The organism is Metabacillus sp. 113a (genome assembly GCF_050107635.1).
GTDB lineage: Bacteria > Bacillota > Bacilli > Bacillales > Bacillaceae > Metabacillus_B.
Genome location: NZ_JBNILJ010000025.1, coordinates 1 through 25476, shown reverse-complemented (window position 1 = coordinate 25476; position 25476 = coordinate 1). Strand labels below are relative to the sequence as shown.

Below are 25476 nucleotides of genomic sequence, written 5' to 3'. Positions count from 1 at the left end.
TCAAGATGAGATTTCCCATTCTTTGAAGTAAGACCCCTGGAAGATGACCAGGTTGATAGGTCCGAGGTGGAAGCGTGGCGACATGTGCAGCTGACGGATACTAATCGGTCGAGGACTTAACCATATTTGTAAGGCGTTTGACTCGTGAACCAATCGTTATCTAGTTTTGAAAGAGCAAAAAAAGATCCAAAAAGGTCTTGTTTTCTTCTCTTCAAATTGTATATAATTAATCTTGTCACTTTAATTTGTCTGGTGATTATGGCAAAGAGGTCACACCCGTTCCCATACCGAACACGGAAGTTAAGCTCTTTAGCGCCGATGGTAGTTGGGGGTTTCCCCCTGTGAGAGTAGGACATCGCCAGGCAGGTATTCCGCAGTAGCTCAGTGGTAGAGCTATCGGCTGTTAACCGATCGGTCGCAGGTTCGAGTCCTGCCTGCGGAGCCATATTATGGAGAGCTGTCCGAGTGGCCGAAGGAGCACGATTGGAAATCGTGTATACGTCATAAGCGTATCGGGGGTTCGAATCCCCCGCTCTCCGCCATAATAACTGGCCCGTTGGTCAAGCGGTTAAGACACCGCCCTTTCACGGCGGTAACACGGGTTCGAATCCCGTACGGGTCACCAACCGATTTCAAACAAATAGGCAGCACTTAAAGTGAACGGCTAGAATAGAAGCGCAATGCGCCGCTCATCGCAAGCCGAAACCATCACCCAACAAAGTGAAAGTAAGAGGGTTGGGAGGTGCAAGCAGTGCTAGGAGCCGAAGGAGAGAGCCCCGGAGCGCACATGAGTGCGTGAGGATGCGAACGACTGAAAGCGACAACGCAATGCGCCGCTCATCGCAAGCCGAAACCATCACCCAACAAAGTGAAAGTAAGAGGGTTGAGAGGAGCAAGCAGTGCTAGGAGCCGAAGGAGAGAGCCCCGGAGCGCACATGAGTGCGTGAGGATGCGAACGACTGAAAGCGACAACGCAATGCGCCGCTCATCGCAAGCCGAAACTATATGGAGGATTAGCTCAGCTGGGAGAGCATCTGCCTTACAAGCAGAGGGTCGGCGGTTCGATCCCGTCATCCTCCACCATAATTATTTATTTTATTATCGCGGGGTGGAGCAACGAGCGCAGCTTCCACGAATAGGCATCGAGTTGTACTCGCCGAGACGCTTCATGCATTTGCTTCCCGAGGCGAGGACAGTCTACAGGCAATGAGCATAGCTAAACTTAATACTTTTTATTATCGCGGGGTGGAGCAGTCTGGTAGCTCGTCGGGCTCATAACCCGAAGGTCGCAGGTTCAAATCCTGTCCCCGCAACCAAAATGGTCCGGTAGTTCAGTTGGTTAGAATGCCTGCCTGTCACGCAGGAGGTCGCGGGTTCGAGTCCCGTCCGGACCGCCATTTGATTTTTTAATCAAACCTAAGTAAAATGTAAGAGGGTTTCAATAAGCGAGAAGCTTAGTGAAAGGCCAAAAATGGCTTGGTAGCTCAGTCGGTAGAGCAATGGACTGAAAATCCATGTGTCGGCGGTTCGATTCCGTCCCAAGCCACCATTTATAACTAATATAATTATGCCGGTGTAGCTCAATTGGTAGAGCAACTGACTTGTAATCAGTAGGTTGGGGGTTCAAGTCCTCTTGCCGGCACTGTCTTCACTGTAGTGGAGGGGTAGCGAAGTGGCTAAACGCGGCGGACTGTAAATCCGCTCCTTAGGGTTCGGCAGTTCGAATCTGCCCCCCTCCACCATTTATAGGGGCATAGTTTAACGGTAGAACAGAGGTCTCCAAAACCTCCGGTGTGGGTTCGATTCCTACTGCCCCTGCCAATATAATTTGATAATGTGGCGGTTGTGGCGAAGTGGTTAACGCATCGGATTGTGGTTCCGACATTCGTGGGTTCGATTCCCATCAGTCGCCCCATATTTTTGTATTTGAATATTGGCTGCTGTATAATAAATCTGCATCGTGAGTACATACATAGGTGGGCTATAGCCAAGCGGTAAGGCAACGGACTTTGACTCCGTCATGCGTTGGTTCGAATCCAGCTAGCCCAGCCATTTTTTCTTTTCAGGAAAGTTTTAAATCCTTTTGCATAGAATGACATACAGGGAACAATAAGGCGGAAGTAGTTCAGTGGTAGAACACCACCTTGCCAAGGTGGGGGTCGCGGGTTCGAATCCCGTCTTCCGCTCCATAATGTTTGGCGGCATAGCCAAGAGGAAAGGCAGAGGACTGCAACTCCTTTACCCCCGGTTCGAATCCGGGTGCCGCCTCCAAACAGTATGCCGGTGTGGCGGAATTGGCAGACGCGCACGACTCAAAATCGTGTTCCTCTGGAGTGCCGGTTCGACCCCGGCCACCGGTATCATTTTCAGTTTATTAATCTGTAAACAAACGTGAATACTACCGAAATATCAACCGTTTCTCACAGTGTGGGGAACGGTTTTTTCGTGTGGTCCGGACTATACTGAATATCTTTAAAATGTGTGAATCCATAATACATGCTGGTTATTCATCAAACTTTTTTGGTCATCTTCAGATAAAAGGTTTAAAAAATTTCCTGTAAGAGGGATAAATTTTTTTGAATCTGTTTTATGTCTTTGTTTTTTAAATAATTCAGATTTTCCGCAAACTCCCCCCTAAGTAATTGCCATATCATATTGGATCTCCCAACTAATAGTAAATCTCTAAAAGGGTATCTGGGTAATGCATTGAATACTATAATTGTTCCAATATTATGGAATGCTGTAATGAGGCTGACCACTTTATTCATTTCTATGCTTCATTACCAATTACATTGAATTCTACTATGGAAGATGGGTGTCTCAAATGAAAAAAAGTCAGGTTATATGGGTTGGATCCCTTGCTATTGCTGGAAGCGTTGCACTTATTATTTATTACATGATAGGTCAAGATGGGAGTCGGGAGACTTTAAAGGTGAAAGAATCAAAAACACCGAATAATGAAATCATAGAAATAGAGGAGGCTAATGCAGTCCCGTCAGATAAAGAATTTCCTATAAACATGAATGAATCTGACATGCAAAATGCGATTCATGGGATGAGCCACCAAAAAGTTGAAGCTGAAGACAAATGGGGGTTCATTCCGTTAACTTCGGAGAGAATAAAACGATTAATAGCTGTTCTTCAGCATAACCAAGAAAATTATGAACATTACCGTACATACAAGGAAATATTGGATCGTTGGAACGACAATGATTTCTCGAAAGTTGATCACGATCATAATCGGATTTGGGAACTTCAAAATGGAAATGTAGGCAAGGCTACAGGCATTTTATCTGCTGAGGAAGAAAAAGAATTTATCGAAGAACATTACAACATTGAGAGAAAATAAAAACTTTCCTAATCCCCAATTATTAAGCTGCGAAGGATGTTTTTCAGTATTTCTTCTCATATTTGTTGTTAAACTTCAGCTTTAGCACTTATTGATTATCAGACTGAACGAATGACTTTATACACAAAGAAGTACAAAGGAAAATATAAAGGATGGTCAGCTAGGAGAACAAACAGATGATAAAAAAGATTGAAGGCGGCATAAGATGATTGAAAAGTTAATTGAACGGATGATGGATGAAACAGACGCAGGAAGCCGGAACAGTATTTCCTGGAAAGCATATAGAGAAGCTGAAAAAATCACGGACCCAAATTAAATTCCTTATTTAATGGAATTCATTGAGAAACTAAAAAAGAAGAAGACTAGACAGGATCGGGAAAAGAGAGATGCTATTTACTATATTCTAAAGAAGATCGGAGTCCATACATCCGATCAAAGTATTCCAGTGTTTTTTTTTGAAGTGCTTACAATTTGAAACCAATATGCATACAGTGGGAAATCTTTTGGATTACATAGCAGATCAGGGTAACTTTGTTCCTGATCACAGGGGAATCCTTCCTTTACTGGAAGATCGACGCTGGCAAATCCGTTTTTTTGCTATAGACTTACTGGGCAAATGCAAAGAACCTGCTGTTGAGGATGCTCTTATAAAAATACTGGAAGCATGCAATGACCACCATGAGTTTTTAAGCATTTGCGGGGCGCTTCAAAAGATTTGAACTGCTCAATCGATCCCTTTTCTAATCGAGAAAACCAAGCACAAAGACCAATGGATCAGAATTGGTGCCTATGAAGCATTGCATGTACTGGGAAACCAGGAGCTGTTGCCAATATTTATTGAAGGACTGAAAGACCGTTTTTATTGCTCAAAACATCATGCCGTAATAGGTGTCTGTAAATTTGATGATGGAAACTATACAGACTTAGTTTATAAATTTGTTAGTAAGCTAACATCCTATTCCCGCATTTTAGAAGCTGATGAAACGAAGCCCACGGACTTAATAGCGGGGCTTTCCTATCTTGATCGGTATATAGGGGATAAGGGAAAAATGGTGAAGTTGCTGGAAAGAATCACACGGGTTGAAAGGGATGTTTTTTCAGAAACAGAAAAGAAATTTATTGAAAAATATATTGAAAACGGCCATAGGGTTGATCAGAATAAGAATCCCTTTAATAGAAATAGCCAGGGTACTTTACTCCGGTAAAGCTCCATCACCTTAATCATGAGGAGGAACCCCGGTACATATACCGCACAGCAGTTATCTAAAATGTGATAAGATGAGCGTTAGAACAACAATTGTAAATCTGGCCTTTAAAGGAGCCGTGTAATTTTGAATCATTCCTTAATGGATATAAAAAAAGACATTGATCAATATAAATCCGGGCATATCTTATTTCTGTTTGATGATGCTGACATATATATAAAGGCAGCCTCTGCTTATATTCTTTCTGGAGTTGAACAGGGGGATCAGATCATTGTTATTGAGAATGAGAGAATGGCAGTTTTGCTGGAAAAACAGCTGAAGGGTATTCTGACAAAAAAGCAGCTTGCTAACGTTCATTTCCTTAACAATTTTGATTTTTATTATTCAAATGGAAATTTTCATACTCCCACAATCGTCGCTTATTTTTTGAAAGTAGTGCAGCCTCTTATAGATGCCAATCAGCGTTTTCGAACATGGGCCCATATTGAATGGGGAGAAATTGGAGACATAAAGTACGAAATTGATGATTATGAGAAAAATTCCGAAGTGACGGTGAACGCTATGAAACTGCTCTCTGTATGTGCCTACAACAAGGAAAGACTGCCCGCTAAAATTAAGACATCCTTATTAAATTCTCACCGCTATCTCATGACAGGGAACGGAATCATCCAGCATGAAAAGACGGACGCAGCTAACGAATAATAAATTTCTGTGAGCTTGCATGCAGCAAGTTCTATTTTTGTGTTTGTGAACCTTTTATTACAATGAACCATTTTGTTTGCCCTTAAGCCAAGTTCCCTATACAATGAACCTATAACCATCACGTTATGGTCGGGGGTGATTCCGTTGGGGCTGAGAAATTAAAAATAGGTGAACTTGCTGACAGATGCGGGGTTACAAAGAGAACGGTTGATCATTATACAAATCTTGGACTGCTTAAAGCGGAACGTTCGCCTTCTAATTATCGTTATTATGATTTGTCTTCGCTCGAACGGATTCATTTTATTGAAACGTGCAAGGCAGAGGGAATGCACTTGGCAGATATCGGGAAACGGCTTCTTGAAAAGGATGCAGAAGAGATAGATTTACTAGAATTAAGATTGAAAATCAGCGGTTTAGATAAGGATGTTTCCGAAATTTTGTCTCAAATTGACCGAAATGATCCTGACAGCATAGAAAAGATAAAAAAGAATATCTCACATGAGAGCTTTTCTTTAATCCAAACGCTTCTATTGCTATTAAGTTAAGCCTGTGATGCAGGTTTTACATGTAAGAAACTTTTTCCAATCCAAGGAGGTGTAGATCTTACGTTAAGTAAGATCACTAATTGACAGCTATTAACTTAACTATATTTGTACTATTAATTGCAGCAACAGCCTTTTTTGTCGCAACAGAGTTTGCGATTGTCAAGGTGCGAACATCAAGAATTGATCAGCTGATCGAGGAAGGAAAAAAAGGCGCGGTCTCAGCCAAAAAGGTGGTATCCCATCTTGATGAATACTTGTCAGCCTGCCAGCTCGGTATAACCGTAACGGCTCTCGGGCTTGGCTGGATTGGAGAGCCGACCTTTGAGGTTCTGCTGCATCCATTATTTGAATACTTCAGCATTGATGAATCGATGTCTCATATTTTCACTATTGCTATTGCTTTTACACTTGTTACCTTCCTGCACGTAGTAGTGGGTGAGCTTGCCCCTAAAACGGTAGCCATTCAAAAGGCAGAGGCTGTTGCATTGGTTTTTGCCAAGCCGATTATCTGGTTCTACCGGATCATGTACCCGTTTATTTGGTTCCTGAATGGTTCTGCCCGATTCCTCGTTGGTCTTTTCGGACTGAAGCCAGCTTCCGAGCATGAGCTGGCCCATTCAGAGGAGGAGCTGCGTCTTTTGCTTTCTGAGAGCTATAAGAGCGGTGAAATTAATAAGAACGAGCTTAAATATATGAACAATATTTTTGAATTTGATGAGAGGATCGCCAAGGAAATTATGGTGCCCCGAACAGAAATTGTAAGCATTGCGGCAGATGATCATTTTGATCACATTATGGAAACGATGATTGAAGAGAATTACACACGCTATCCTGTAACAGATGGGGATAAAGATAATATCCTTGGTTTTGTGAATGTGAAAGAATTGCTGTCAGCCAAGGTCATGAATCGTGACCAGGATCTGAAGCTCGATCCCTTCATCAATCCGGTCATCCGCGTGATAGAAAGTATCCCGATTCACGACCTGCTGGTGAAGATGCAGAAGGAACGGACTCATGTGGCTATTTTGATGGACGAATACGGCGGTACCTCCGGATTGGTTACTGCGGAAGATATTCTTGAGGAAATCGTCGGGGAGATCCGTGATGAATTCGATGAGGATGAAGTAGCCGAGATTCGGAAGGTGGGAGCCGATCACTATATTCTGGATGCTAAACTGCTTCTTGAGGATGTAAATGATCTTCTTGGAACAGAGATAGAGGAAGAAGACATTGATACGATAGGCGGCTGGTTCTTAAGCCGTAATATTGATGCTCAGTCCGGTTCTGAGATTGAACAAGAAGACTACATGTTCCGCGTTCACGAGATTGAAGGCCATCAGATCTATTACCTGGAAGTGAAAAAAATATAGGAAATGGGAGAGAGAGTCATTACTTAATGGCTTTTTCTCTTTTTTAGCCTTTTCTAATTGTTGCATTTGTAGGATAATGGAAAAATGCTGCAGTGTCTGCAGACTATAGAAACCAGGCTGGATTAAGGAGTCAATTATGGAATTGGATTTAATTATTTTACTAAAGTACTTATTTTTAGGCGCCCTCCAAGGCATAACTGAACCCATCCCGATCTCTTCCAGTGGGCATTTGGTGCTCGCCCAGCATTTCATGGGAATTGGAACGGATAATTTATCATTTGAGCTTCTCGTAAATGCAGGGTCGCTCATAGCCGTCCTTCTTATTTATAAGGAAGACATATTAAGGCTTGCTAAAAATGGGATTTCATTTGCTTTTACCCGTCAGGAGGAATACAAAAAGGATTTCAGATTTATAATGTATTTGATCCTTGCCACCATTCCCGCTGGGGTGATCGGGGTCCTTCTGGCAGATAAAATATCGGTGAAGAATGTGTATGTAACCGGGGCTACGCTAATCATCACAGGCATCGCGCTATTCCTAATCCGGAACCTGAGAGGCAGGAAAAGAGATGGGGACATTGGGATCAAGGATGCACTGATCGTGGGTTTCGCACAGGCCGTCGCGCTTGTACCCGGGATTAGCCGATCAGGTGCAACGATCGTCGCGGCGATGGGGATTGGAATGAGGCCTGCTACCGCTTTGCGTTTCTCGTTTCTAATGTTTATCCCGGTTAGTGTTGGCGGCACGCTGTTAAGTCTAACCGATTTAATCAACGATGAAAATCTGGGAGAGCTTCTTCTTCCCTATATGGCCGCATTCTTCATTTCAATCGTTACCTCCTATATATCATTGAAGTGGTTCATGAACATTATGGCAAAAGGCAATCTAATCTATTTTAGTATTTATTGCTTTATTGTTGGGACGGCCGTTCTGATTTTTGCATAGTAACACTCCTCCCTTTGAAAGGACGGACTCTCCTAATCGCAAAAAAAAGTGCTCAGTGGCTCTGAGCACTTTTTTTATCATTGAAGGGGAAGGAGACAGCGCTGCTTTCATCAAGTTCTCAGGGCTTCGTTCAATCTCCCTTATTTCCCGCCATTCCCCATGTGCTCGTATCGGCCGCGGATGATTCCATATACGCCGTAAAGAATCAAACCGAGAGCTACAGCTCCCAGAATCCATTGGCCATAGGGCTGGCTTGCGAGCTGGGAGAGAGCTCCATCCAAGCCTTTATTTTGATTAGGATCTGAAGTGATGGCTGTTTGGATAAAAAAGAAGCCAATCATAGCCAGAACAATCCCGCGTGCTATTAAACCAAGTTTACCGGATCTTCGTGCAATTTTACGTTCGTGCATGCTCATTTCGGCTGATTTGAATTTAGACATAAATTTTTCTTTGTATCCTGAAATAAATTCGTATATTCCATAGCCGATAATGGTGGCCCCGATTGCCCCAATAACCCATTGTCCATATGGCTGCGAAAGCAATTGTGCAGACAGGCTCTGCTCAGATCCGCTGCTGGAGCTTCCCGCATTCACTGCGGTCTTCAGCGCATTAAAGGAAATGCTTCCGTAAATGGCGGCACTGATTAAATAGCCGATTCGGATAATGACTCCTTTCGCATTTGAACCGCGCCGTTCAGGATCTGCTGCACATTTAACGATTCCCCATATGCTATAGCCGATTAAACCGATGCCTATTGCCCAAAGGAGAACTTTTCCAAAAGGCATTCCGGCAAGCGATTGGAGCATGCCGTTTGTATCAGTCGTTTTGCCCCCTGCGCCAATAGCGGCCATGAAAGCCAGAATCCCAATCATTCCATAAACTGCTCCCTGTGCCATATAACCGAACCGTCCGAGACGTCTAATCCAGGGCTTTGTATCCTGTTTTGTCTTTTCAGCAGACTGCCTGGCCCCTGTCTTTGATCTTGATAGCTCCATTGTATGTTCCTCCATTTTTTCTAGTCATATAGTATTGAATAAATTCCCTCTGCCCGAATAATAGAAACCTTTTCTCATGAAAATGCAGTATTTTCTAATAGCCTCGTCTAGGGGAGAAGCAGAGAGAAGCAGAGGGGCAAGACTTTAAGGCGGGCCTCTGATAAATTAAGTTTCTATTAGTTTATTCCTGTTTTTTGAAACGTTTCCTCTTCTTTTATCGTAGTATGGATGAGGTGAATAGGAGTGTATTTAAACATTGAAGAACCAACCAGAGAAATATCTGCAAAAGCAATACGGGTCTGGAGGATCACCAATACGATTGGACACAGTACTGTGATCCTGATTCTTGCTGTATGCGTTTATTTCGACAGTTTGTACCAATGGCCTGAATGGGCAGGCTATTTGATTTACGGGCTAATGGCTTTAATGGCAATATCGGCAGTGTTTTCCATTGCGGTTGAGCCGGTTTATCTGCAAAGAACGTGGAGGTACGAAATTGATGAGGAATTTATTCAGCTGAAGCATGGGCGGATCACTCAAAAGCATATCCTGATCCCCATGACGAAAGTGGAAGTGGTATCCACAAGCCAGGGTCCGTTTTTAAGAAAATACGGTCTGTATGATGTTAATATCGGAGCAGTAAATTCCAGCCATACCATTCCTTCAATTGAAAAAGAGGAAGCCCTTAAGCTGAGAAATCAGATTGCCATCTATGCGAAAGTGGGAGAACAGGACGAGCTGGAGGATGGAAGTTGATGACAGGGGAGCAAAGAAGATTTCATCCAGCCTGGATTCTCATTGAAGCTGTATCCTTTGTAAAGAATACGTGGTTCATTATTTTCTTTTTATTTGTATTACGCGCCGGCGAAAATACCGGCTGGATCCTTTGGGCAAAGTACCTTTTTATTGCTGCAGCGGCTTTGACGATGATTCACATGGTGTTAAAGTGGGTCTTCCATACATATGAAATGAACGGGCACGCCTTTATATTTAGAGAAGGAATTTTGGTTAAAAATCAGAGGAATATTCCATTTGAAAGAATACAAAACACTTTTTCTGAAACAAATTTTGTTCATCGTATGCTTGGGATGACTTCGCTGACGCTCGAGACAGGGGCGAACGACGATGAAGCTTCTGTAAAGTTTCCAATAATACCGAAGAATGAATCCGCCAGAATCACAGATTTTGTTCAAAATAACAATCGTACGGAAGAAGCTGGGCAAACGGTTTCCAATAATAAAAGCATTTATTTCCAATCGACAAAAAAGGATAATATCAAAGCAGCCTTTACGTCCCTTAGTTTTTTTGCGCTTTTTCCTATTTTAATTGCTTTGTATTCGCAGGCGGACGATTTTTTCAACCTTGAAGACGCATCTAAAAGTGCAGTGGAATACCTTCAGCAGCACGTGTGGCTGCTGCTCCCTCTTTTTGTAGCCGCTATGGCGATATCGGTCCTTGTCGGCTATATTCAAACTGTTATTAAATATGGCCGGTATGAAATTTCAGCAGATGAAGATCGTATTTACATTTCCAAAGGGACGATCAATACTAGTGCTTTTTCCATTCAGAAAAATAAAGTTCAGGCGATTCATATTAAGCAATCGCTGATTAAAAGGATCTTCGGGATGGCTGAAATTAAGCTGATCAGTGCTGGGAGCACGAATATTGGTGAGCAGGAGACCAATTCCCTGTATCCTTTTATGGCCAAGCATGAAGCCTATGAGCTCACAAATCAGCTATTGCCTGGCTATCGAATTGAAGAAAGAATGAATCGGCTTCCCAAAAAAGTTCTGCTTCTAAAGCTAATCCGTCCTTATTATGCAACAGTGATTTCAGGGGCTGCTCTGTTCTTCTTCAAGCCGGAATGGCTCTGGGCAGCAGGTGCAGTATTTTTGCTTTCAATTGTCTCCCGCCTTTTGGATTATTGTTTCACAAGCTATCTCAGAAATGGGGACTGCGTTCAAATTCGCAGAGGCGGCTTAACAACCGAAACCTTCCTTACCAAGCGAAAACGGATTCAGCAAATCGAAATTTCCCATTCCTGGCTGCAGCGGAAGTTCCAAACGGGAACTCTTCAGTTTTCGAACCGGGCAAAGCCGGTGCATGTCAGTACGATACAGGATGTTCCGAGAGAAGATGTGAGCAGTTTTTATAGGTGGATTAAAGGAGAGAGTAAGTCCGAATCAGATTAATTACACTCAAAATGTTACAAGCTTTACTCTTAGAGGTACGTGCAGATGAATAGAAAATGAAAAAACCTCAGCGGGTGCTGAGGTTTTTTCTATGTAATCAAGTGCCCTGTCAGGCATACCTCTATGCCCATCTCTTCCATGGAAGCCTTAAGTTCCGGGTCGAGGTGGGAGTCTGTAATAAAGGTGTTAATCTCTTTTAAGTCTGCAACTTTTGCAAAGGATATTTTGCCAGCTTTACTCGAATCGCTCAGCAGAATGACCTTTTGGGCATTTTGGATCATTAATTTTTTAATTCGTGCTTCAATTAAGTTTGGAGTCGTCAAACCTTCAGTTACATGAATGCCGTTAATGGCAACAAATGCTTTATCTACACGGATCATCCCAAGATTCTGCTCTGCGAAAGGTCCAACGGATGCCAGGGTTTCGTTTCTCAGGCTGCCGCCAAGAAAAATCATTTCAATGCCGGGCGCTGGGCTGAAATCACGCAGGAACAAGATCGAATTCGTAACTATTGTCAATTTTTTAAATGATTTCAGTTCTTTGAAAATCGGCTGTGTAGTCGTTCCGGCATCCAGAAGAATGGTATCGCCTTCTTCAATCCACTCTACAGCTTTTTTAGCAATGGCTATTTTTTCATCAACGTATTCTATTTCTTTGGCCATGATGGTAGGTTCAAAGTTTACGTTGTTTAAAGAAACGGCCCCGCCGTGGGTACGCTGAATTTGATTGCTTTGCTGCAATTCTTTTAAATCACGCCTGATCGTAGATTCAGAGACCTTTAAATAATCACTGAGATCCTGTACAGAAGCTCTGGAATAATTGCTGATAAAATCAATAATTTTTGCTTTCCGTTCTTCACTGAACAAAGAAAACCCCCTCCTTCCATTCTCTTTTATTTTACATGAAACGGGAAAAAAATCTTTAGTTCAAAATATTTAGAAATTATTGACAATGACAAATTTTGCTTATAAAATGATATTAAATCGCCACACTTGAGCATAAATGGTCAAATGTGGTCATTCAATATAAAATGTAAGCGGTTTCTAATAACTGCAGGGGGTGGAAGGGGAGAGTTTTACGGGTTCTACTTAAAAAAACAAAGGGGAGAAATTATGAAAACGACAGGTAAATCTTTTATCGCCATTGTATTTACAATGTTTATGCTGATTTTGGCTGGCTGCAATGCTATTGATACAGGATCTAACACAGAAGCAGCGGGAGGGGAAGGCAAAGAGCCGGCTAAGAAAGGGGAGCTGAAGATTGGATTAACGGTCGGAACGTTAGCAAACCCGTTTTTTGTATCAATGTCTAAGGGAGCTGAAGAAGCTGCTAAGGAAATGGGAGCTGAGCTGATCTCGGTAAGTGCAGATTATGATTTGGCAAAGCAAACTTCTCAAATTGAAGACTTTATTACAAAGAAAGTCGATTTGATTCTGTTGAATGCAGTAGATTCAAAAGGGATTGCAGGTGCGGTTGCACAAGCTAAGTCTGCCGGGATTCCTGTAGTAGCTGTAGACGTTGCTGCAGAAGGAGGCGTAGACAGTGTGGTAACATCTGATAACTATCAGGCTGGGAAGCTTGCCGGAGAATATGTTGTTGAGCAATTAGGCGGTAAGGGGAATATCGCTGTCATCGACGGACCGCCGGTTTCTGCGGTCACGGACCGTATCCAGGGATTTGAGGATGCCATTAAAGAATCTGAAATTAAAGTCATTGCTAAACAAAATGGGGAAGGAAATCGGGAAAAAGCGCTGTCTGTAACTGAAAATATTTTGCAAGCGCATTCAAAGGGATCGATTCAGGCTATTTTTGCAATCAATGATCCTGAAGGGCTTGGAGTGAAAATTGCTCAGGAGCAGGCAAACCGCGGGGATGAATTTTTCATCGTTGGAGTGGATGGAGCTCCTGAAGCGGTAGATGCGCTCAAAGAGAAGAAAAGCTTTGCTGCAACATCTGCCCAGCATCCAGATGACATGATGAAAAAAGCTATTGAAATCGGCAAGGATATCATTGACGGCAAAGAGGTCGAAAAATTAGTAAAGGTCCCGGTTGAACTCGTAACTCAGGAGAATGTAGACAGCTATAAAGGCTGGTAAGAAGCACGTAAATAAGATCTTCCCAGGAGGATCTTATTCTTTTTAAAGGAGGAGGCAGCGGTGGGGACAATGTATTTAATGGGGCAAAAACCAATGCTTGAACCAGTATCTCCAATTCTATCAATGAGCGGAATCAGCAAAACATTCTCGGGAGTCAGGGTGCTCAATCAAGTGAGTCTGGAGGTTTATAAAGGGGAAGTTCATGCTTTAATGGGAGAAAATGGAGCGGGTAAATCGACACTGATTAAAATATTATCAGGAATTTATCAGCCTGATGACAACGAAGGAAACATTACCTATAAAAACAGGAAGCTATCTTGGAGTGGACCGGTTGAAGCGAAGAAAAATGGAATCAGCGTTATCCACCAGGAGTTAAAGCTATCCCCAAACTTGACTATAGGTGAAAATATTCTAATGGGCACAAAGTTTCCCAAGAACCGTTTGGGACTTGTCAATTGGAAGAAAGTGCATGAAAAGGCTGCCGAAGTGCTGCATTCCATGGGATCCGATCTGGATCCGAAAACGCTTGTCTCTCAATTAAGCGTTGCCCAGCAGCAGGTGGTTGAAATTGCCAGAGCTCTATCGTATGATGCAGAGGTTTTGATCATGGATGAGCCAACTGCTTCACTGACAGATAAAGAAATAGAAAAGCTGTTTAATATTATAGGAGATTTACAAAAGAAAGGCGTTGGCATTATCTATATATCCCATCGTATGGATGAGATTTTCAGAATATCAGACCGATACACGGTCATTCGGGACGGAGAATGGATTCAAAGCGGTCCGATAACGGAAACGAACCCCGAGCATCTCGTAAAGCTAATGGTAGGCCGGGAGCTGAATACACTTTTCAAAAGAGAGGTAAAGCAGGCTGAAAAAAGGGTGGACAACAAAGTGCCGGCCCTTGAATTAAGGAAAGTAACAGAGCGCAGAACGGTTAAGAATGCATCCTTAAAGATTTATCCGGGTGAAATTGTAGGGCTTGCCGGTCTTGTTGGAGCCGGAAGAACGGAATTGATTCAGGCTGTTTTTGGTGCAGCTCCTATCTTGAGCGGAGAGATCCTTATAGATGGGAAGCACGTCAAAATCAATACGCCTGCAGATGCGATTAAACATGGTTTAGCCCATGTGCCTGAAAGCCGGAAGGAACAAGGGCTTTTTCTGAATATGTCCGTCAAGGAGAATATCATCATGGCCGAATTAAAAAAGTTCAGCAAGGGCGGAACGCTGAAGTGGAAGCTTATCAGCGGGAAAGCGGATGAACTGATTGAGGAGCTTGGTGTGAAAATATCTTCTTCTGAGCAATTTGTTTCCAGCTTGAGCGGCGGCAACCAGCAGAAGGTCGTCATAGCCCGCTGGCTTGCAACGAAGCCGAAGGTTCTCTTGCTTGACGAGCCGACAAGAGGAGTAGACATTGGAGCCAAAACCGAGATTCATAAAATTATATCCGCGCTTGCGGAAGCGGGCCTTGCAGTTCTTGTCGTTTCGTCCGAGCTGCCTGAGGTTATCGGAATCAGCGACAGGATTCTTGTTATGCACGAGGGACAAATAAAGGGTGAGCTTTCAAGAGAAGAAGTGACTCAGGAAAAAATTATGCATTTTGCTACAGGAGGCCAGTGAAGATGAAAGGAAATATGGCGGAAATACCAACCATTCAAACAAGATACGGAAACGGAGCGGTTCAGCTGTGGAATCGTCTTGGCATGCTGATCATTCTCTTCTTGCTATGTATCATTCTTGCGTTTACTGCACCTAATTTTCTTGAAGTCTCCAATTTGCTTAATGTCTTAAAGCAGGTTTCAATAAATGGAATTCTGGCTGCTGGAATGACAGTGGTGATCTTGACAGGTGGCATAGATCTTTCTGTTGGAGCGATTGTCGCTTTATCCGGTGTCATCTCGGTTATGGTTTCCCAGGCAGGGGTTCATCCTCTTCTTGCAATTGCTGCAGGTGTGGCGGTTGGCGCATTTTTTGGACTTGTTAATGGATTTTTCACCGCCAAAACGAAGCTTCCGGCATTTATTGTCACTCTTGGAAGCTTCACTTATGTAAGGGGGCTTGCATACGTCATCAGCGGCGGGTATCCGATCGTCGTAGCAAGTGATTTATTTAAATTTTTAGGTGCTGGCAGGCTGTTTATGATTCCTACGCCTATTTATATTATGGTCATTGTTTATGCAGCCATGTTCTTTGTTCTTAAATATACGATGTTTGGCAGACATGTCTATGCAATTGGCGGAAGTGAAGAAGCTGCCCGTCTTACAGGGATAAAAGTTGAAAATACATTAATGAAGGTATACACGCTGAGCGGGATGCTTGCAGGACTTGCAGGGGTTGTCCTTGCCGGAAGGCTATTTTCAGGCCAGCCAACTGCAGGTCTTGGCTACGAATTGGATGCAATCGCAGCAGTTATCCTTGGTGGAACCAGTCTGGTAGGAGGCGCAGGCCGCATCCAGGGAACGATTATCGGTGTTTTAATAATGGGGGTCATCACCAATGGATTAACGCTAATGGATGTCAGCTATTATTGGCAGCTCGTTGTTAAAGGCGGAGTCATCGTTGCAGCCGTATTAATCGACCGTTTACGGAGCAGGTCTGAGGCTCTTTAACCCAATAGCTTGGTTTACTGATTGAGTCGAATTAACAGCTGTTGATTGAAGCGGGCACCTGCTGGCTGCAATCAACAGCCAAATTTAATAGAGCTAACCCAATAAACGGATTGGAGTGGAGCGGGATTGAATCATTTTTTGAAAAAGGTATTGATTTGCGGGACAGCCTTAACGTTTGCAATGCCTCCAGCTCATTCGAAGGCAGCAGAGCAGGATTATTATGAGGAGGATTACCGCAGCCAATTTCATTTTACACCGGAAGCGAGCTGGATGAATGACCCGAACGGGATGGTATATTACAAAGGAGAATACCATTTATTCTATCAAAATAATCCTTTTGATACCCGTTGGGGCCCTATGCACTGGGGGCACGCTGTGAGCAAAGATTTAGTTCATTGGGAGCATCTTCCGATTGCGCTTTCACCGGATGAGAATGGCGCGATCTTTTCTGGAAGCGCTGTCATTGACTACAATAATACAGCAGGCTTCGGAAAAGAAGCGATGGTAGCCATTTTCACCCATGAAGGAGCTAAGCAGGTGCAAAGCCTTGCTTACAGCAACGACAAAGGAAGAACGTGGAAGAAATACGAAGGCAACCCGGTCATGCCAGATCCTCCAATGAGGGATTGGCGGGATCCGAAGGTTTTCTGGCATGAAAGCTCTGAAAAATGGGTAATGACCTTGGCGGCTAAAAACAGTGTCATGATCTATTCTTCTCCAAACTTAAAGGAATGGACCTATGAAAGCACATTTGGACCGGATCCGGGCTCTCTTCAGGTGACAAGTCTGGATCGGGATGGTACGGCCATATCTCCGCAGACTGGAAGCGATTTTGTTTACGAAGGCACGGTTAGTGTTCGCGCGAAAAACAACCGGATCGGTTCAGGAGGACTCATGTTTCGTGCAGATGCGGAAGGGAAGAATGGATATTCAGCAGAAGTGGACAAAAGCAGCGGGAAATTGCTGCTAAAGCGCTTTACAAACGACCGCTCTGAAGTTGTGAAGGAGATTTCCCTTACCCCAATACAGATCAAAGCAGATTCAATCAAACTGAAAGTGAAAGCTGAAGGGCAAAAACTTTGGGTGTATGCAAATGGAGAGCCTCTTCTTGAAGTGGAAGACTCTTTCTACGGGAACGGTTATTTCGGATTGCGCAATCAGCTGGGAGTTTCCGTTTTCCGGGACATGTCCTTCAGCAATACATCTGACTTTCAGACAAATATTACAGGGTGGCAGGCGAAATCAGGGAAGTGGGAGAAGAGCCTGGATGGTGTAAAAGCTGCAGCCTCCGGAAGATCGATTTATCTTTCAAACGAAAAAGGGAGCAGATTTGGCTACAAAACGGACATGAAAATGAATACAAAAGGTATCGGCGGTTTGCTTTTCAGAGCCGATAAGGAAGGGAAAAATGGCTATTATGCCGAGCTGGACGGGGGCAGGAAAAGACTACAGCTGATTAAGCTGAATAATGGCAAGAGGACGGTAATGAACGTTCGAAATGTCCCGCTGGAAAAGGAATCCAATACACTTGAAGTCAGAGCGGACGGTGTTCAGTTAAACGTCCTTTTGAACGGGCAAAAGGTGATGGAGCAAAATGACAGCAGCTTTGCAGACGGATACTTCGGATTAGTAAGTACAGGTCCAAATACTTCATTTCAAAATGTCAGGAAAGAATTGAATGCTGGCGATGTGCCAGCAGAGATAGAGAACCCGGATTTCGAGAAAGGAAGCCTTGAGGGCTGGGTGCCAATGGAAGGAAATGCGTTTGCCAATGCTCAAGTTACTAGAGCGGATACGTATTGGGGCGGTACATTTGACCATCAGGGAAGCTACCACATGTGGGGAGCTGCAGAAATAGGAGATGATCCCCAAGGCTCTATGCGTTCCTCGTACTTTAAGCTTGGGGGAAGCGGGGAAATTAACTTTCTTATTGGCGGAGGAAATGACAGAGAGAACTTGCATGTCTCTTTAATGAGAGCATCTGATAACCAGGAATTAATCCGGGCCCATAATTCCAAATGGGCTGAAGACGAGAAATACCGCAGAGTTGAATGGGACGCTTCAAACTATTTAGGTGAGACTGTGTATATAAAAGTGACCGATAAAAAATCAGGCGGCTGGGGACATATAAACGTGGATGATTTCCACGTATTCAATGAAGGCCCGCTTCCAGAAAACCCGGATAACGATCCGGGAGAACTGCCTGTCCTGCCTTATGAACCAAAGACCTCGGGTAAATTAACCGAATGGAATACTCTTGAGGGTGAATGGGCGGAAGGAACAGAAGGATCCTATGGAGGAATATGGGAATGTCCCGAGCTGATTCAAGTTCCTGTTGAAGGCAGCCCTGCAAAGAAAAAGTGGGTAATGATCGTGAGCATAAACGACGGAGCTCCGGCTGGCGGATCAGGAGTGCAATATTTTACCGGAGATTTTGATGGGAAAACATTTACGAACGAAAATCCCCCGGAAAAAGCTCTTTGGGCTGACTATGGAGCCGATTTTTATGCAGCTGTTTCCTGGAACAATTCACCTGGCGAAAACCCAATCTGGCTCGGATGGATGAGCAACTGGCAATACGCAAATGATACGCCGACCGCACCTTGGAAAAGTGCCATGACCGTACCGAGGGAAATGGTTATGACGGACACAGAAGAAGGCTATCGATTGAAACAGAAGCCAGTGGACCAGTTCGAGGATTTAAGACTCGAGAAGATAAAATTTGAAAACGAATTGGTTGTACCCGGACAGAATCTTCTTAAAAATACAAGTGGAGATACGGCTGAAATCGAAACGGAATTTTCTGTGAAAGACGCGAAAGAAGCTGGATTAAAAATAAGATCCGGGAACGGACAATATACAAAAATAGGGTACGATGCACAAAACAAAACTGTCTTTATCGACCGAACCCATTCTGGATATGATTTCGGACCTAACGTAGAGAAAATCCATGAAGTATCCGTCAATGAGAAGGATGGGAAAATAAAACTCAGAATCTTACTTGACCGTTCTTCAATAGAAGTCTTTGTAAACGATGGTGAACAGGTAATGACAGACCAGATTTTTGCCGCTCCTGAGAATCAGGGAATGGAGCTATACAGTCTGGATGGGAGCACAGAGCTCAGCTATCTGAACGTTTATGATGTGAAAAGGATCTGGGGAAGCAGCCCGTTTCGTTCCAACCTCTCAAATTGGAAAGCTGTCAATGGCCAGTGGGGTGACACCATCTCAGGCAAGCTTGGCAGGAGCGGTCCCGACAGCTTTAATATATCTGGAGACAGAGGCAGTAACTTTACGTACTCAGCTAAGATTAAGGTTTTGAATGAAGGAGCCGGGGCCCTTGTTTTCCGGGCTGACCGCAATGCGCGTAATGGGTACGCAGTAAATGTGGACACGAAGCATGATTTGATAAAACTCATGAAAATTTCAAATGGATCCATATCCGTTCTGCAGGAAACACCTTATGATCTTAACCCTAATCAAGTCTACGATGTAAAAGTAACGGCAAAAGGGAATGAGCTTAAGGCCTATATAGATGGGGCACTGAAAATCAGCAGTACAGATCAGCAGTTCCAAGAAGGCTATGCGGGCTTAAACGTCTGGAACGCTACAGCGGTGTTTAATGAAGTGATGCTTCAAGCCGAATAACGTTCTTGAAAGCTCCACTCAGCAGACGCGCACTGTTCATGGTAAAAACTTAGCACCTTCTGCACGCCTGACCTGCTCGTCGCTGTAATGGATAGAGAAAAATATAAAAAAGTGCTTAGAGCATGCTCTGAGCACTTTTTTTCCATGCTGTGGTCTTTTCCAATATTTACTGCAGGCTTATCCAGAGCATGGTGTCCCGGGCTTGGGTGTTGATCCACACTCTTTTATTGCCACGAATTTAAAAGAATAGGGTCAATAGAAACCTGGTACCCTTTTTATCCAGATATCTTAACACCCTGGTTCATCATTACGTGCAAATGTTCCACGGCCTTTTGCCAAATCCAATCAAGCCCTCTTAATCCTTATTAAAAGCAGCGGCGACTTCAAGCATCGTCATTGCTCCATCGGCTTCCACTATTTCATACACGATGTTTCCTTCCTGCCAGGCCGTGTAATGGTTCCGGCTGCCAGCATCATTGCCGTCCAGCAGAACCGTTCCTTGATCAGGCGGAGGAAGCATTTCTTTTTCTAAATAGTCAACGACCTTCCTGCCAAGTTCCTGGTTGGCGTCTTGTCCCGTTTCATTCCTTGCCTTAGACATGAACGACCATCTTCCTTCATTCCAGTGTAGAAAAGCACTTCCTGCTCCTGCATCCGTGTAGCCAGTAATTCCATGTCCTAAGTCTACAGGCGGATTGCCTGCTGGCTCTGCTTTCTGGTAGCCGATTTGTTCGGCGGCTTTCTCTTCGCTTTCATATTCTGCTGCCTTAATGACGGCTATTTTACTCTCGTTCCCAAGATTTCTTAGTTTGCTGCTGTTGATTGAAATGGGCTTAGAAGTTTGGTAGAACGCAATTTCATAAGTTTTGGCGTCTGATGTGGCCAGAGATGTCAGGTGCTTATCTTTATCCAGTGGAATCGTTGCCGGGAGAGAAAATGGAACACGAGTATCGAGCTGCAGGGACGTTTCACTGATTACTTCTTCAGGAGTCAAAGCTTCGTTCTTTTTTGATGATGGATTGGTTCCGGGAGCGGGTTCACCTTCTGCGATTCCTTTTTCAGAGGAGGCAGGAGGCTTTGTGCGCTCTGCCGTTTCAGCAGCAGAACTGCTCTTCGTCTTCTCGTCAGCCGCGTTGCTTTGGCTGCAGCCGGCAGCGAGGGAGAGAACGAGAAACCAACCCAGCACAAGGGATATTTTCATAAATTCCCCTCCTATAGTTAATATTTTTCCCTGTATAGGGCGGGATAAACAGAGATTTCATAAAAGTCATTATTTTCAATTTATTTTGTGGTAAGATATAGGGAAAAAGTTGAGGTATACATAAATGAAGGGATCAGCCGTTTCTAAAAGAGTCCTAATCCTGATTGGACAAGTCGTATATTCATTTATCCTTATCCTCTTGATCAGCGGAATTCCGGTTCTTTTTCAAGGCTTGAAACTGAATATCGGAGCTTACACAGCGTTTGTTCAAGAAATGGGAATGAAAGTCCTTTTTTTTAATAACGAAACGTTTTGGGAGAGGAGTCCAATCTTTCCGCAGATATTAGAAAGAAGCGGGGACACGTTTACTCTGCTGATTCTTGCCCTGGTGATCTCCCTTGCAGTGTCGATTCTTTTTGCTTCGGCAGCAGTTCTGTTTTTAAAAAAGAGAATGAACTGGATTAAAAGAATGATTTTGGCTGCTGAAGCCATCCCGGATATTTTTATCATTACGGTCCTGCAGGCACTTGTCATTTTTATATATAAGCAGACCGATGTCCTGATTGTGAAGGTGGCTTCACTCGGCGATGAGAAAAGCTATGTTTTGCCTCTAATTTGTTTAGGTATACCGGCTTCCGTCTATCTTGTAAAGATTTTAATTAAAACAATCGAGGAGGAGGAGGAAAAGGCGTATGCGGAGCTTGCTAAAGCGATTGGCACTTCTCCTGTGCGCATCCTAATCTTCCATATCAGCCGGAATGCGTTTCATAAAATCATGATTAATTCGAAGACGCTCGTATGGTCGCTGCTTGCCTCGATGCTCATCATCGAATATGTATTCAATTATCCGGGAATGCTCAGCTTCCTCCTCACGTATCGATCGCCAGAAGTCTTTTTGATGGCCGTCACCATTTTGTTCCTGCCGTTTTTTGTGGTCTATCAATCCTATTTTTTATTTGCTCCGGATTTAATTAAAGGAGAGAAAGGGTAATGGCCAGGCTTCTAAAAGATAAGATGTTTCTGACAGGTTTTTTATTTTTATCCGTTATGGTTCTTTTAAGCGCCGGAAATTCTTTTTTCAATGACGGAAAAATAAGTCAAACGGTTCTTACCTATGATGCTGAAGGAGAGCTTGCAGGTGTACCGCCCTATCCACCCTCTCTTAAGCACCCGCTTGGTACAGATAAAGATGGATATCACATGCTTCACATCATCGTGCAAGGATCCCAGTATACAATCGGCATTGCTCTTTTCATCACTTTTATTAGAGTAGGCATAAGCTATTGCATAGGAAGCTTTATCTCAGCTTATCTGCCGAAGAGTACAGGCTTTTTCAGGGGGCTGTCAGAGCCCTTTGCCTTTATCCCTCAGACTGTGTTTGCTGTATTTCTTTTGAGCCCGGTATTGATCATGCCGTTTGAAGGATTTCAGGAGCCGTTCTGGCAGCGTGCTTTATATGAGGTCATCGTGCTGAGCGTCCTTGGGTGGCCGACCTTATCCCAGCACATTGCAGAGGTGATGAAAGGGTATTGGGGCCAGGATTTTGTAGCCTGTTCCAAAACACTGGGAGGAAGCCGGTTTTACATTTTCCGCAAACATATAAGCAGATGGTTCCGCAAGGAGGGCTTTTTATTATTTATCCAGCAGTTTATTCAGGTTCTTACGATCTTAGCGCATCTCGGTCTGCTTGAACTCTTCTTTGGTGGTACCCATATCGACTACGGAGGCGATAGTCCGCCTAAAACCATTTCCTATGAGTGGTCCGGGCTGATAGGAGATTACTATCCGCTCCGCGGCCAATACCCTTGGATTTCCTTATCCGTCATCCTCTTTTTCGCCTTGACGATCCTGGCTTTGAATATTATGCTTTCCGCTGCTGAAAGAGTGTTGCAGGAAAATAATAGCCCAGCTGCCTTGAAGAGAGTGCGTTCTGATAAAAAAATAAAAAAGACTATTGACGAACCAATGTAATATGAATATAATGAAATACATCGTCATCATGAGAGACACCATGATTTGCGGGTGTAGTTTAATGGTAAAACCTCAGCCTTCCAAGCTGATGTCGTGGGTTCGATTCCCATCACCCGCTCCATACATACGTTACTAACGCAGTGCTTCGTTCCGATCAGCGAAGTATTGCGTTTTTTACTGTATAAAGAAGCCCGCTGCCTGGAGCAGCAGGCATTTATAAAATAAAGTGTTCTTCCGTCCCGCCGTGAATCTGAACGAACATGGATGTTAATGCTGATAACAGTTTTTCAGATTCTTCGCTGCTCATAGATGGTGCGAGATAAACGATTTGGAGGGCATTGACGGTTTCCCGTGAAGCTGCGGAACGTTTGGAATCGACGTAAGGGCTTCCGAATGGTCCAGATTCGTCAGCAGATAAAATTTTCTTCTCCATCGCCACTTCCCGTCCATTGATCGCCTCATATGCCTCATCGGAATTCCCGATCCGTATCTCAATATTCCCCTTTAGACGGTCAAGATCGTAAATTCCGATCGGAACCTGATATTGCATGGAGAAGAAGTTATTCAAATCCGCTGCTGAATGAATGGTGTCCAGATACTGCTGTTTTTTGATTCTGCGGAATATCGCTTCCTGTGAGGGGCGGTACCGGTTCGGGTCCGTACCTGCTTTTTTGAAAAGATTCCGCCATTCCTTTACAGCTGGAAGGTCTTTCATTTCCTTCGTCTCAAAATCAAAATACAGCGATTCCTGAAAAAGCCTCATTCTCCCTTGCAGCATTTGCGGAGCATCCCCGACTTGAATGCCTCTGTAGATGGCAATCCCGGTTTTAAACGAGGGCTCCAGATCTTTTATTTGCTGATTCACTTTAATTTCCATTTTATCCGGCCTCCATGATTTGGTACCATAATTTTAACATAGCGTTGAAGAAATACAGAAGAAAGGAGGGTGACTATGAACATCGAAGCTTTGAAACAAGAAGTGATCGCCTACAGCCGTGAGATTGGAATTGATAAAATCGGATTTGCCAGTGCCGATTCGTTTGAGACTCTTAAAGGCCGTTTGCAGGCCCAGCAGGCCCTCGGATATCAATCCGGTTTTGAAGAACCGGATATTGAAAAGCGGACGACCCCTGGCTTGCTTGTACCGAAAGCAAAATCGATTGTTGCCATCGCCCTTGCGTACCCTTCGAAAATGAAGAATGCTCCTAAAAGCACGAGGGAGGACCGCAGGGGGATTTTTTGCCGGGCTTCCTGGGGCAAGGATTATCATCATGTGCTCCGCGAAAAGCTTGCGAAGCTTGAAGCATTTTTAAAAGAAAGATCCCCTGACATCCGGGTGAAATCGATGGTGGATACAGGAGAGCTGGCCGACCGGGCTGTTGCCGAACGGGCAGGCATCGGCTGGAGCGGGAAGAACTGTGCGATTATTACGCCCGAATTCGGTTCTTACGTTTACCTCGGTGAAATCGTAACGAATGTCCCATTCGAACCGGATCAGCCGATCGAAGACCAATGCGGAACATGCAATAAATGTGTAGAGGTCTGTCCTACGGGGGCGCTCGTTCAAGGCGGCCAGCTGAACGCCCAGCGCTGCATCGCCTATTTAACCCAGACCAAGGATTTTCTGCCGGAAGAATTTCGGACAAAAATCGGAAACCGGCTTTACGGCTGCGATACATGCCAAACCGTGTGTCCCGAGAACAAAGGCAAGGACTTTCATTTGCACGCGGAAATGGAGCCGGATCCGGAGCTTGCTAAACCCAGTCTAAAGCCGCTGCTTTCTATGTCAAACCGTGAATTTAAAGAAAAGTTCGGCCATGTCTCGGGCTCTTGGAGGGGAAAAAAACCAATCCAGCGGAACGCCATCATTGCTCTTGCCCATTACAAGGACGACACCGCTCTTCCGGAACTTTACAAGCTAATGAAGGAAGATCCGAGACCTGTAATCCGGGGAACCGCTGCCTGGGCAGCAGGAAAAATCGGACAAGCAGAATCTAAGGATTTTCTGTTGGACAGGCTTGAAAAAGAAGAAGATGAAGATGTATTGAGAGAAATAAGAGCAGGGTTGAATCTGCTGCGTTAAGTATCAGGCCTGAACGGGATCCCGTTCAGGCTTATTCTTTTTTTACATATCCTTCAAGAGTATAATGAAGGCAGGGAGATTGCCCGCAGCGGTTTAAGGCTATTATTAAGAAGAGAGGCGAGAAACATGCTGAATTTGCCAAAAGAATTAGAGAAGTATAGGAAACAATTAGAAACGTACGAAATCCCTTTCGTAAAAATCAGATCTAAACGAGGCAGAACGGAGCTTACAGATTTTCCGAACGGGAAAGCCCATTCCTTCAGGTGTGGGATGAAAGTGAGGTCGGATACGGAGTACCACTGAAAACCGTAAGGTTTGTGGTGCTTCAAGTATCTGAAATGTTTTGTTCTTTTTTTATTGTCGCATTGAATCAGTTTTTAAATAAAACTTATACAATAAACCTATGAATGAATATAGAAGAACAAGTACAACCGTACCATGGCTCAACTATCATTTTGTCTTTTGTCCTCGGTATCGAAGAAAAATATTCCTTCGTACTGATGTAGAGGAACGATTTAAACAGTTGGTACAAGAAGTATGTGAAGAATTGGAAATTGTCATTGT

The 25476-nt window shown here is 43.9% G+C and carries 21 protein-coding genes, 16 tRNA genes, 2 rRNA genes and 1 pseudogene; 36 read left to right on the top strand and 4 right to left on the bottom strand.

Annotated features, from left to right (window positions below; genetic code table 11):
- From ACQCVE_RS19075 to ACQCVE_RS18960, 24 genes are all read left to right on the top strand, one after another.
- Window positions 1-124 (top strand): 23S ribosomal RNA (locus ACQCVE_RS19075); the annotation flags it as partial.
- Window positions 125-248: 124 nt separating this feature from the next.
- Window positions 249-364 (top strand): 5S ribosomal RNA (rrf, locus tag ACQCVE_RS19070).
- Between the two features lie 6 nt (window positions 365-370).
- A tRNA-Asn gene (locus tag ACQCVE_RS19065) sits at window positions 371-445 on the top strand.
- 6 nt (window positions 446-451) lie between these two features.
- A tRNA-Ser gene (locus ACQCVE_RS19060) sits at window positions 452-542 on the top strand.
- 8 nt (window positions 543-550) lie between these two features.
- Window positions 551-625 (top strand) — tRNA-Glu (locus ACQCVE_RS19055).
- Window positions 626-1007: 382 nt separating this feature from the next.
- Window positions 1008-1083, top strand: a tRNA-Val gene (locus ACQCVE_RS19050).
- 156 nt (window positions 1084-1239) lie between these two features.
- A tRNA-Met gene (locus ACQCVE_RS19045) sits at window positions 1240-1316 on the top strand.
- Between the two features lie 4 nt (window positions 1317-1320).
- Window positions 1321-1397: transfer RNA gene (locus ACQCVE_RS19040), tRNA-Asp, on the top strand.
- A gap of 76 nt (window positions 1398-1473) precedes the next feature.
- Window positions 1474-1549 (top strand) — tRNA-Phe (locus ACQCVE_RS19035).
- A 20-nt stretch (window positions 1550-1569) separates the two neighbouring features.
- Window positions 1570-1642 (top strand) — tRNA-Thr (locus tag ACQCVE_RS19030).
- 16 nt (window positions 1643-1658) lie between these two features.
- Window positions 1659-1742 (top strand) — tRNA-Tyr (locus tag ACQCVE_RS19025).
- 5 nt (window positions 1743-1747) lie between these two features.
- Window positions 1748-1821 (top strand) — tRNA-Trp (locus ACQCVE_RS19020).
- Window positions 1822-1839: 18 nt separating this feature from the next.
- Window positions 1840-1915, top strand: a tRNA-His gene (locus ACQCVE_RS19015).
- 62 nt (window positions 1916-1977) lie between these two features.
- Window positions 1978-2052, top strand: a tRNA-Gln gene (locus tag ACQCVE_RS19010).
- A gap of 62 nt (window positions 2053-2114) precedes the next feature.
- A tRNA-Gly gene (locus ACQCVE_RS19005) sits at window positions 2115-2189 on the top strand.
- Between the two features lie 8 nt (window positions 2190-2197).
- A tRNA-Cys gene (locus tag ACQCVE_RS19000) sits at window positions 2198-2271 on the top strand.
- 8 nt (window positions 2272-2279) lie between these two features.
- Window positions 2280-2360, top strand: a tRNA-Leu gene (locus ACQCVE_RS18995).
- A 464-nt stretch (window positions 2361-2824) separates the two neighbouring features.
- Window positions 2825-3349, top strand: a complete 525-nt coding sequence (locus ACQCVE_RS18990; protein WP_426863639.1) for a DUF6241 domain-containing protein — start codon at window positions 2825-2827, stop codon at window positions 3347-3349.
- Window positions 3350-3852: 503 nt separating this feature from the next.
- Complete coding sequence (locus ACQCVE_RS18985) at window positions 3853-4068, top strand: HEAT repeat domain-containing protein (RefSeq protein ID WP_426863638.1); 216 nt, start codon at window positions 3853-3855, stop codon at window positions 4066-4068.
- 105 nt (window positions 4069-4173) lie between these two features.
- Window positions 4174-4554 carry a hypothetical protein gene (locus tag ACQCVE_RS18980; RefSeq protein WP_426863637.1) on the top strand — a complete coding sequence of 127 codons (381 nt, stop codon included), beginning with the start codon at window positions 4174-4176 and terminating at the stop codon, window positions 4552-4554.
- A gap of 126 nt (window positions 4555-4680) precedes the next feature.
- Window positions 4681-5256 carry an MEDS domain-containing protein gene (locus ACQCVE_RS18975; protein ID WP_426847220.1) on the top strand — a complete coding sequence of 192 codons (576 nt, stop codon included), beginning with the start codon at window positions 4681-4683 and terminating at the stop codon, window positions 5254-5256.
- A gap of 125 nt (window positions 5257-5381) precedes the next feature.
- The gene (locus ACQCVE_RS18970) at window positions 5382-5801 is read left to right on the top strand and encodes a MerR family transcriptional regulator (protein WP_426847219.1); all 420 of its coding nucleotides are present in this window, start codon (window positions 5382-5384) and stop codon (window positions 5799-5801) included.
- A gap of 80 nt (window positions 5802-5881) precedes the next feature.
- Complete coding sequence (locus ACQCVE_RS18965; RefSeq protein ID WP_426847218.1) at window positions 5882-7171, top strand: hemolysin family protein; 1290 nt, start codon at window positions 5882-5884, stop codon at window positions 7169-7171.
- Window positions 7172-7307: 136 nt separating this feature from the next.
- Entirely contained in the window at window positions 7308-8117 is an 810-nt protein-coding gene (locus ACQCVE_RS18960) for an undecaprenyl-diphosphate phosphatase (RefSeq protein ID WP_426863636.1), read from the top strand.
- Between the two features lie 140 nt (window positions 8118-8257).
- Here ACQCVE_RS18960 and ACQCVE_RS18955 read toward each other — a convergent pair whose 3' ends face one another.
- Entirely contained in the window at window positions 8258-9112 is an 855-nt protein-coding gene (locus ACQCVE_RS18955; RefSeq protein WP_426847216.1) for a DUF1206 domain-containing protein, read from the bottom strand.
- A 243-nt stretch (window positions 9113-9355) separates the two neighbouring features.
- Between ACQCVE_RS18955 and ACQCVE_RS18950 the strand changes: the two genes are divergently transcribed.
- The gene (locus ACQCVE_RS18950; RefSeq protein ID WP_426863635.1) at window positions 9356-9868 is read left to right on the top strand and encodes a PH domain-containing protein; all 513 of its coding nucleotides are present in this window, start codon (window positions 9356-9358) and stop codon (window positions 9866-9868) included.
- Window positions 9868-11304, top strand: a complete 1437-nt coding sequence (locus ACQCVE_RS18945) for a PH domain-containing protein (RefSeq protein ID WP_426863634.1) — start codon at window positions 9868-9870, stop codon at window positions 11302-11304. The genes ACQCVE_RS18950 and ACQCVE_RS18945 overlap by 1 nt, the downstream gene beginning before the upstream one ends.
- A gap of 89 nt (window positions 11305-11393) precedes the next feature.
- Here ACQCVE_RS18945 and ACQCVE_RS18940 read toward each other — a convergent pair whose 3' ends face one another.
- Window positions 11394-12170: a DeoR/GlpR family DNA-binding transcription regulator gene (locus ACQCVE_RS18940; RefSeq protein WP_426863633.1), complete on the bottom strand. Its 777-nt coding sequence runs from the start codon at window positions 12168-12170 to the stop codon at window positions 11394-11396.
- Between the two features lie 246 nt (window positions 12171-12416).
- Here ACQCVE_RS18940 and ACQCVE_RS18935 point away from each other — a divergent pair, with 246 nt between their 5' ends.
- The 5 genes and pseudogenes from ACQCVE_RS18935 (at window position 12417) to ACQCVE_RS18915 (ending at window position 19657) form a co-directional block, all read left to right on the top strand.
- Window positions 12417-13400 carry an ABC transporter substrate-binding protein gene (locus ACQCVE_RS18935; protein ID WP_426863632.1) on the top strand — a complete coding sequence of 328 codons (984 nt, stop codon included), beginning with the start codon at window positions 12417-12419 and terminating at the stop codon, window positions 13398-13400.
- A 69-nt stretch (window positions 13401-13469) separates the two neighbouring features.
- Window positions 13470-15020 (top strand): sugar ABC transporter ATP-binding protein, encoded by a 1551-nt coding sequence (locus tag ACQCVE_RS18930; protein ID WP_426863643.1) that lies wholly within the window; start codon window positions 13470-13472, stop codon window positions 15018-15020.
- Between the two features lie 14 nt (window positions 15021-15034).
- Window positions 15035-16009 (top strand): ABC transporter permease subunit, encoded by a 975-nt coding sequence (locus ACQCVE_RS18925; protein WP_426863642.1) that lies wholly within the window; start codon window positions 15035-15037, stop codon window positions 16007-16009.
- Window positions 16010-16189: 180 nt separating this feature from the next.
- Window positions 16190-16780 (top strand): annotated as a pseudogene (locus ACQCVE_RS18920) (glycoside hydrolase family 32 protein); the annotation flags it as partial.
- Between the two features lie 123 nt (window positions 16781-16903).
- Window positions 16904-19657, top strand: a complete 2754-nt coding sequence (locus ACQCVE_RS18915) for a GH32 C-terminal domain-containing protein (protein WP_426863641.1) — start codon at window positions 16904-16906, stop codon at window positions 19655-19657.
- Between the two features lie 355 nt (window positions 19658-20012).
- Here ACQCVE_RS18915 and ACQCVE_RS18910 read toward each other — a convergent pair whose 3' ends face one another.
- Window positions 20013-20858: a hypothetical protein gene (locus tag ACQCVE_RS18910; protein ID WP_426863631.1), complete on the bottom strand. Its 846-nt coding sequence runs from the start codon at window positions 20856-20858 to the stop codon at window positions 20013-20015.
- A 124-nt stretch (window positions 20859-20982) separates the two neighbouring features.
- On the opposite strand from ACQCVE_RS18910, the gene ACQCVE_RS18905 reads away from it, so the two are divergent.
- The 3 genes from ACQCVE_RS18905 (at window position 20983) to ACQCVE_RS18895 (ending at window position 22950) form a co-directional block, all read left to right on the top strand.
- Entirely contained in the window at window positions 20983-21849 is an 867-nt protein-coding gene (locus ACQCVE_RS18905; RefSeq protein ID WP_426863630.1) for an ABC transporter permease subunit, read from the top strand.
- Entirely contained in the window at window positions 21849-22829 is a 981-nt protein-coding gene (locus tag ACQCVE_RS18900; protein ID WP_426863629.1) for a peptide ABC transporter permease, read from the top strand. Before ACQCVE_RS18905 ends, ACQCVE_RS18900 begins: the two co-directional genes overlap by 1 nt.
- A gap of 47 nt (window positions 22830-22876) precedes the next feature.
- Window positions 22877-22950, top strand: a tRNA-Gly gene (locus ACQCVE_RS18895).
- 93 nt (window positions 22951-23043) lie between these two features.
- Here the strand turns inward: ACQCVE_RS18895 and ACQCVE_RS18890 are convergent.
- A complete protein-coding gene (locus tag ACQCVE_RS18890) occupies window positions 23044-23706 on the bottom strand; it encodes a B3/B4 domain-containing protein (protein ID WP_426847210.1) in 663 nt (220 codons plus the stop codon).
- Window positions 23707-23781: 75 nt separating this feature from the next.
- On the opposite strand from ACQCVE_RS18890, the gene queG reads away from it, so the two are divergent.
- Window positions 23782-24912 (top strand): tRNA epoxyqueuosine(34) reductase QueG, encoded by a 1131-nt coding sequence (gene queG / locus ACQCVE_RS18885; RefSeq protein ID WP_426847209.1) that lies wholly within the window; start codon window positions 23782-23784, stop codon window positions 24910-24912.
- Window positions 24913-25315: 403 nt separating this feature from the next.
- The coding region (locus tag ACQCVE_RS18880; RefSeq protein WP_426863640.1) for a transposase at window positions 25316-25476 on the top strand (161 nt) is incomplete at its 3' end.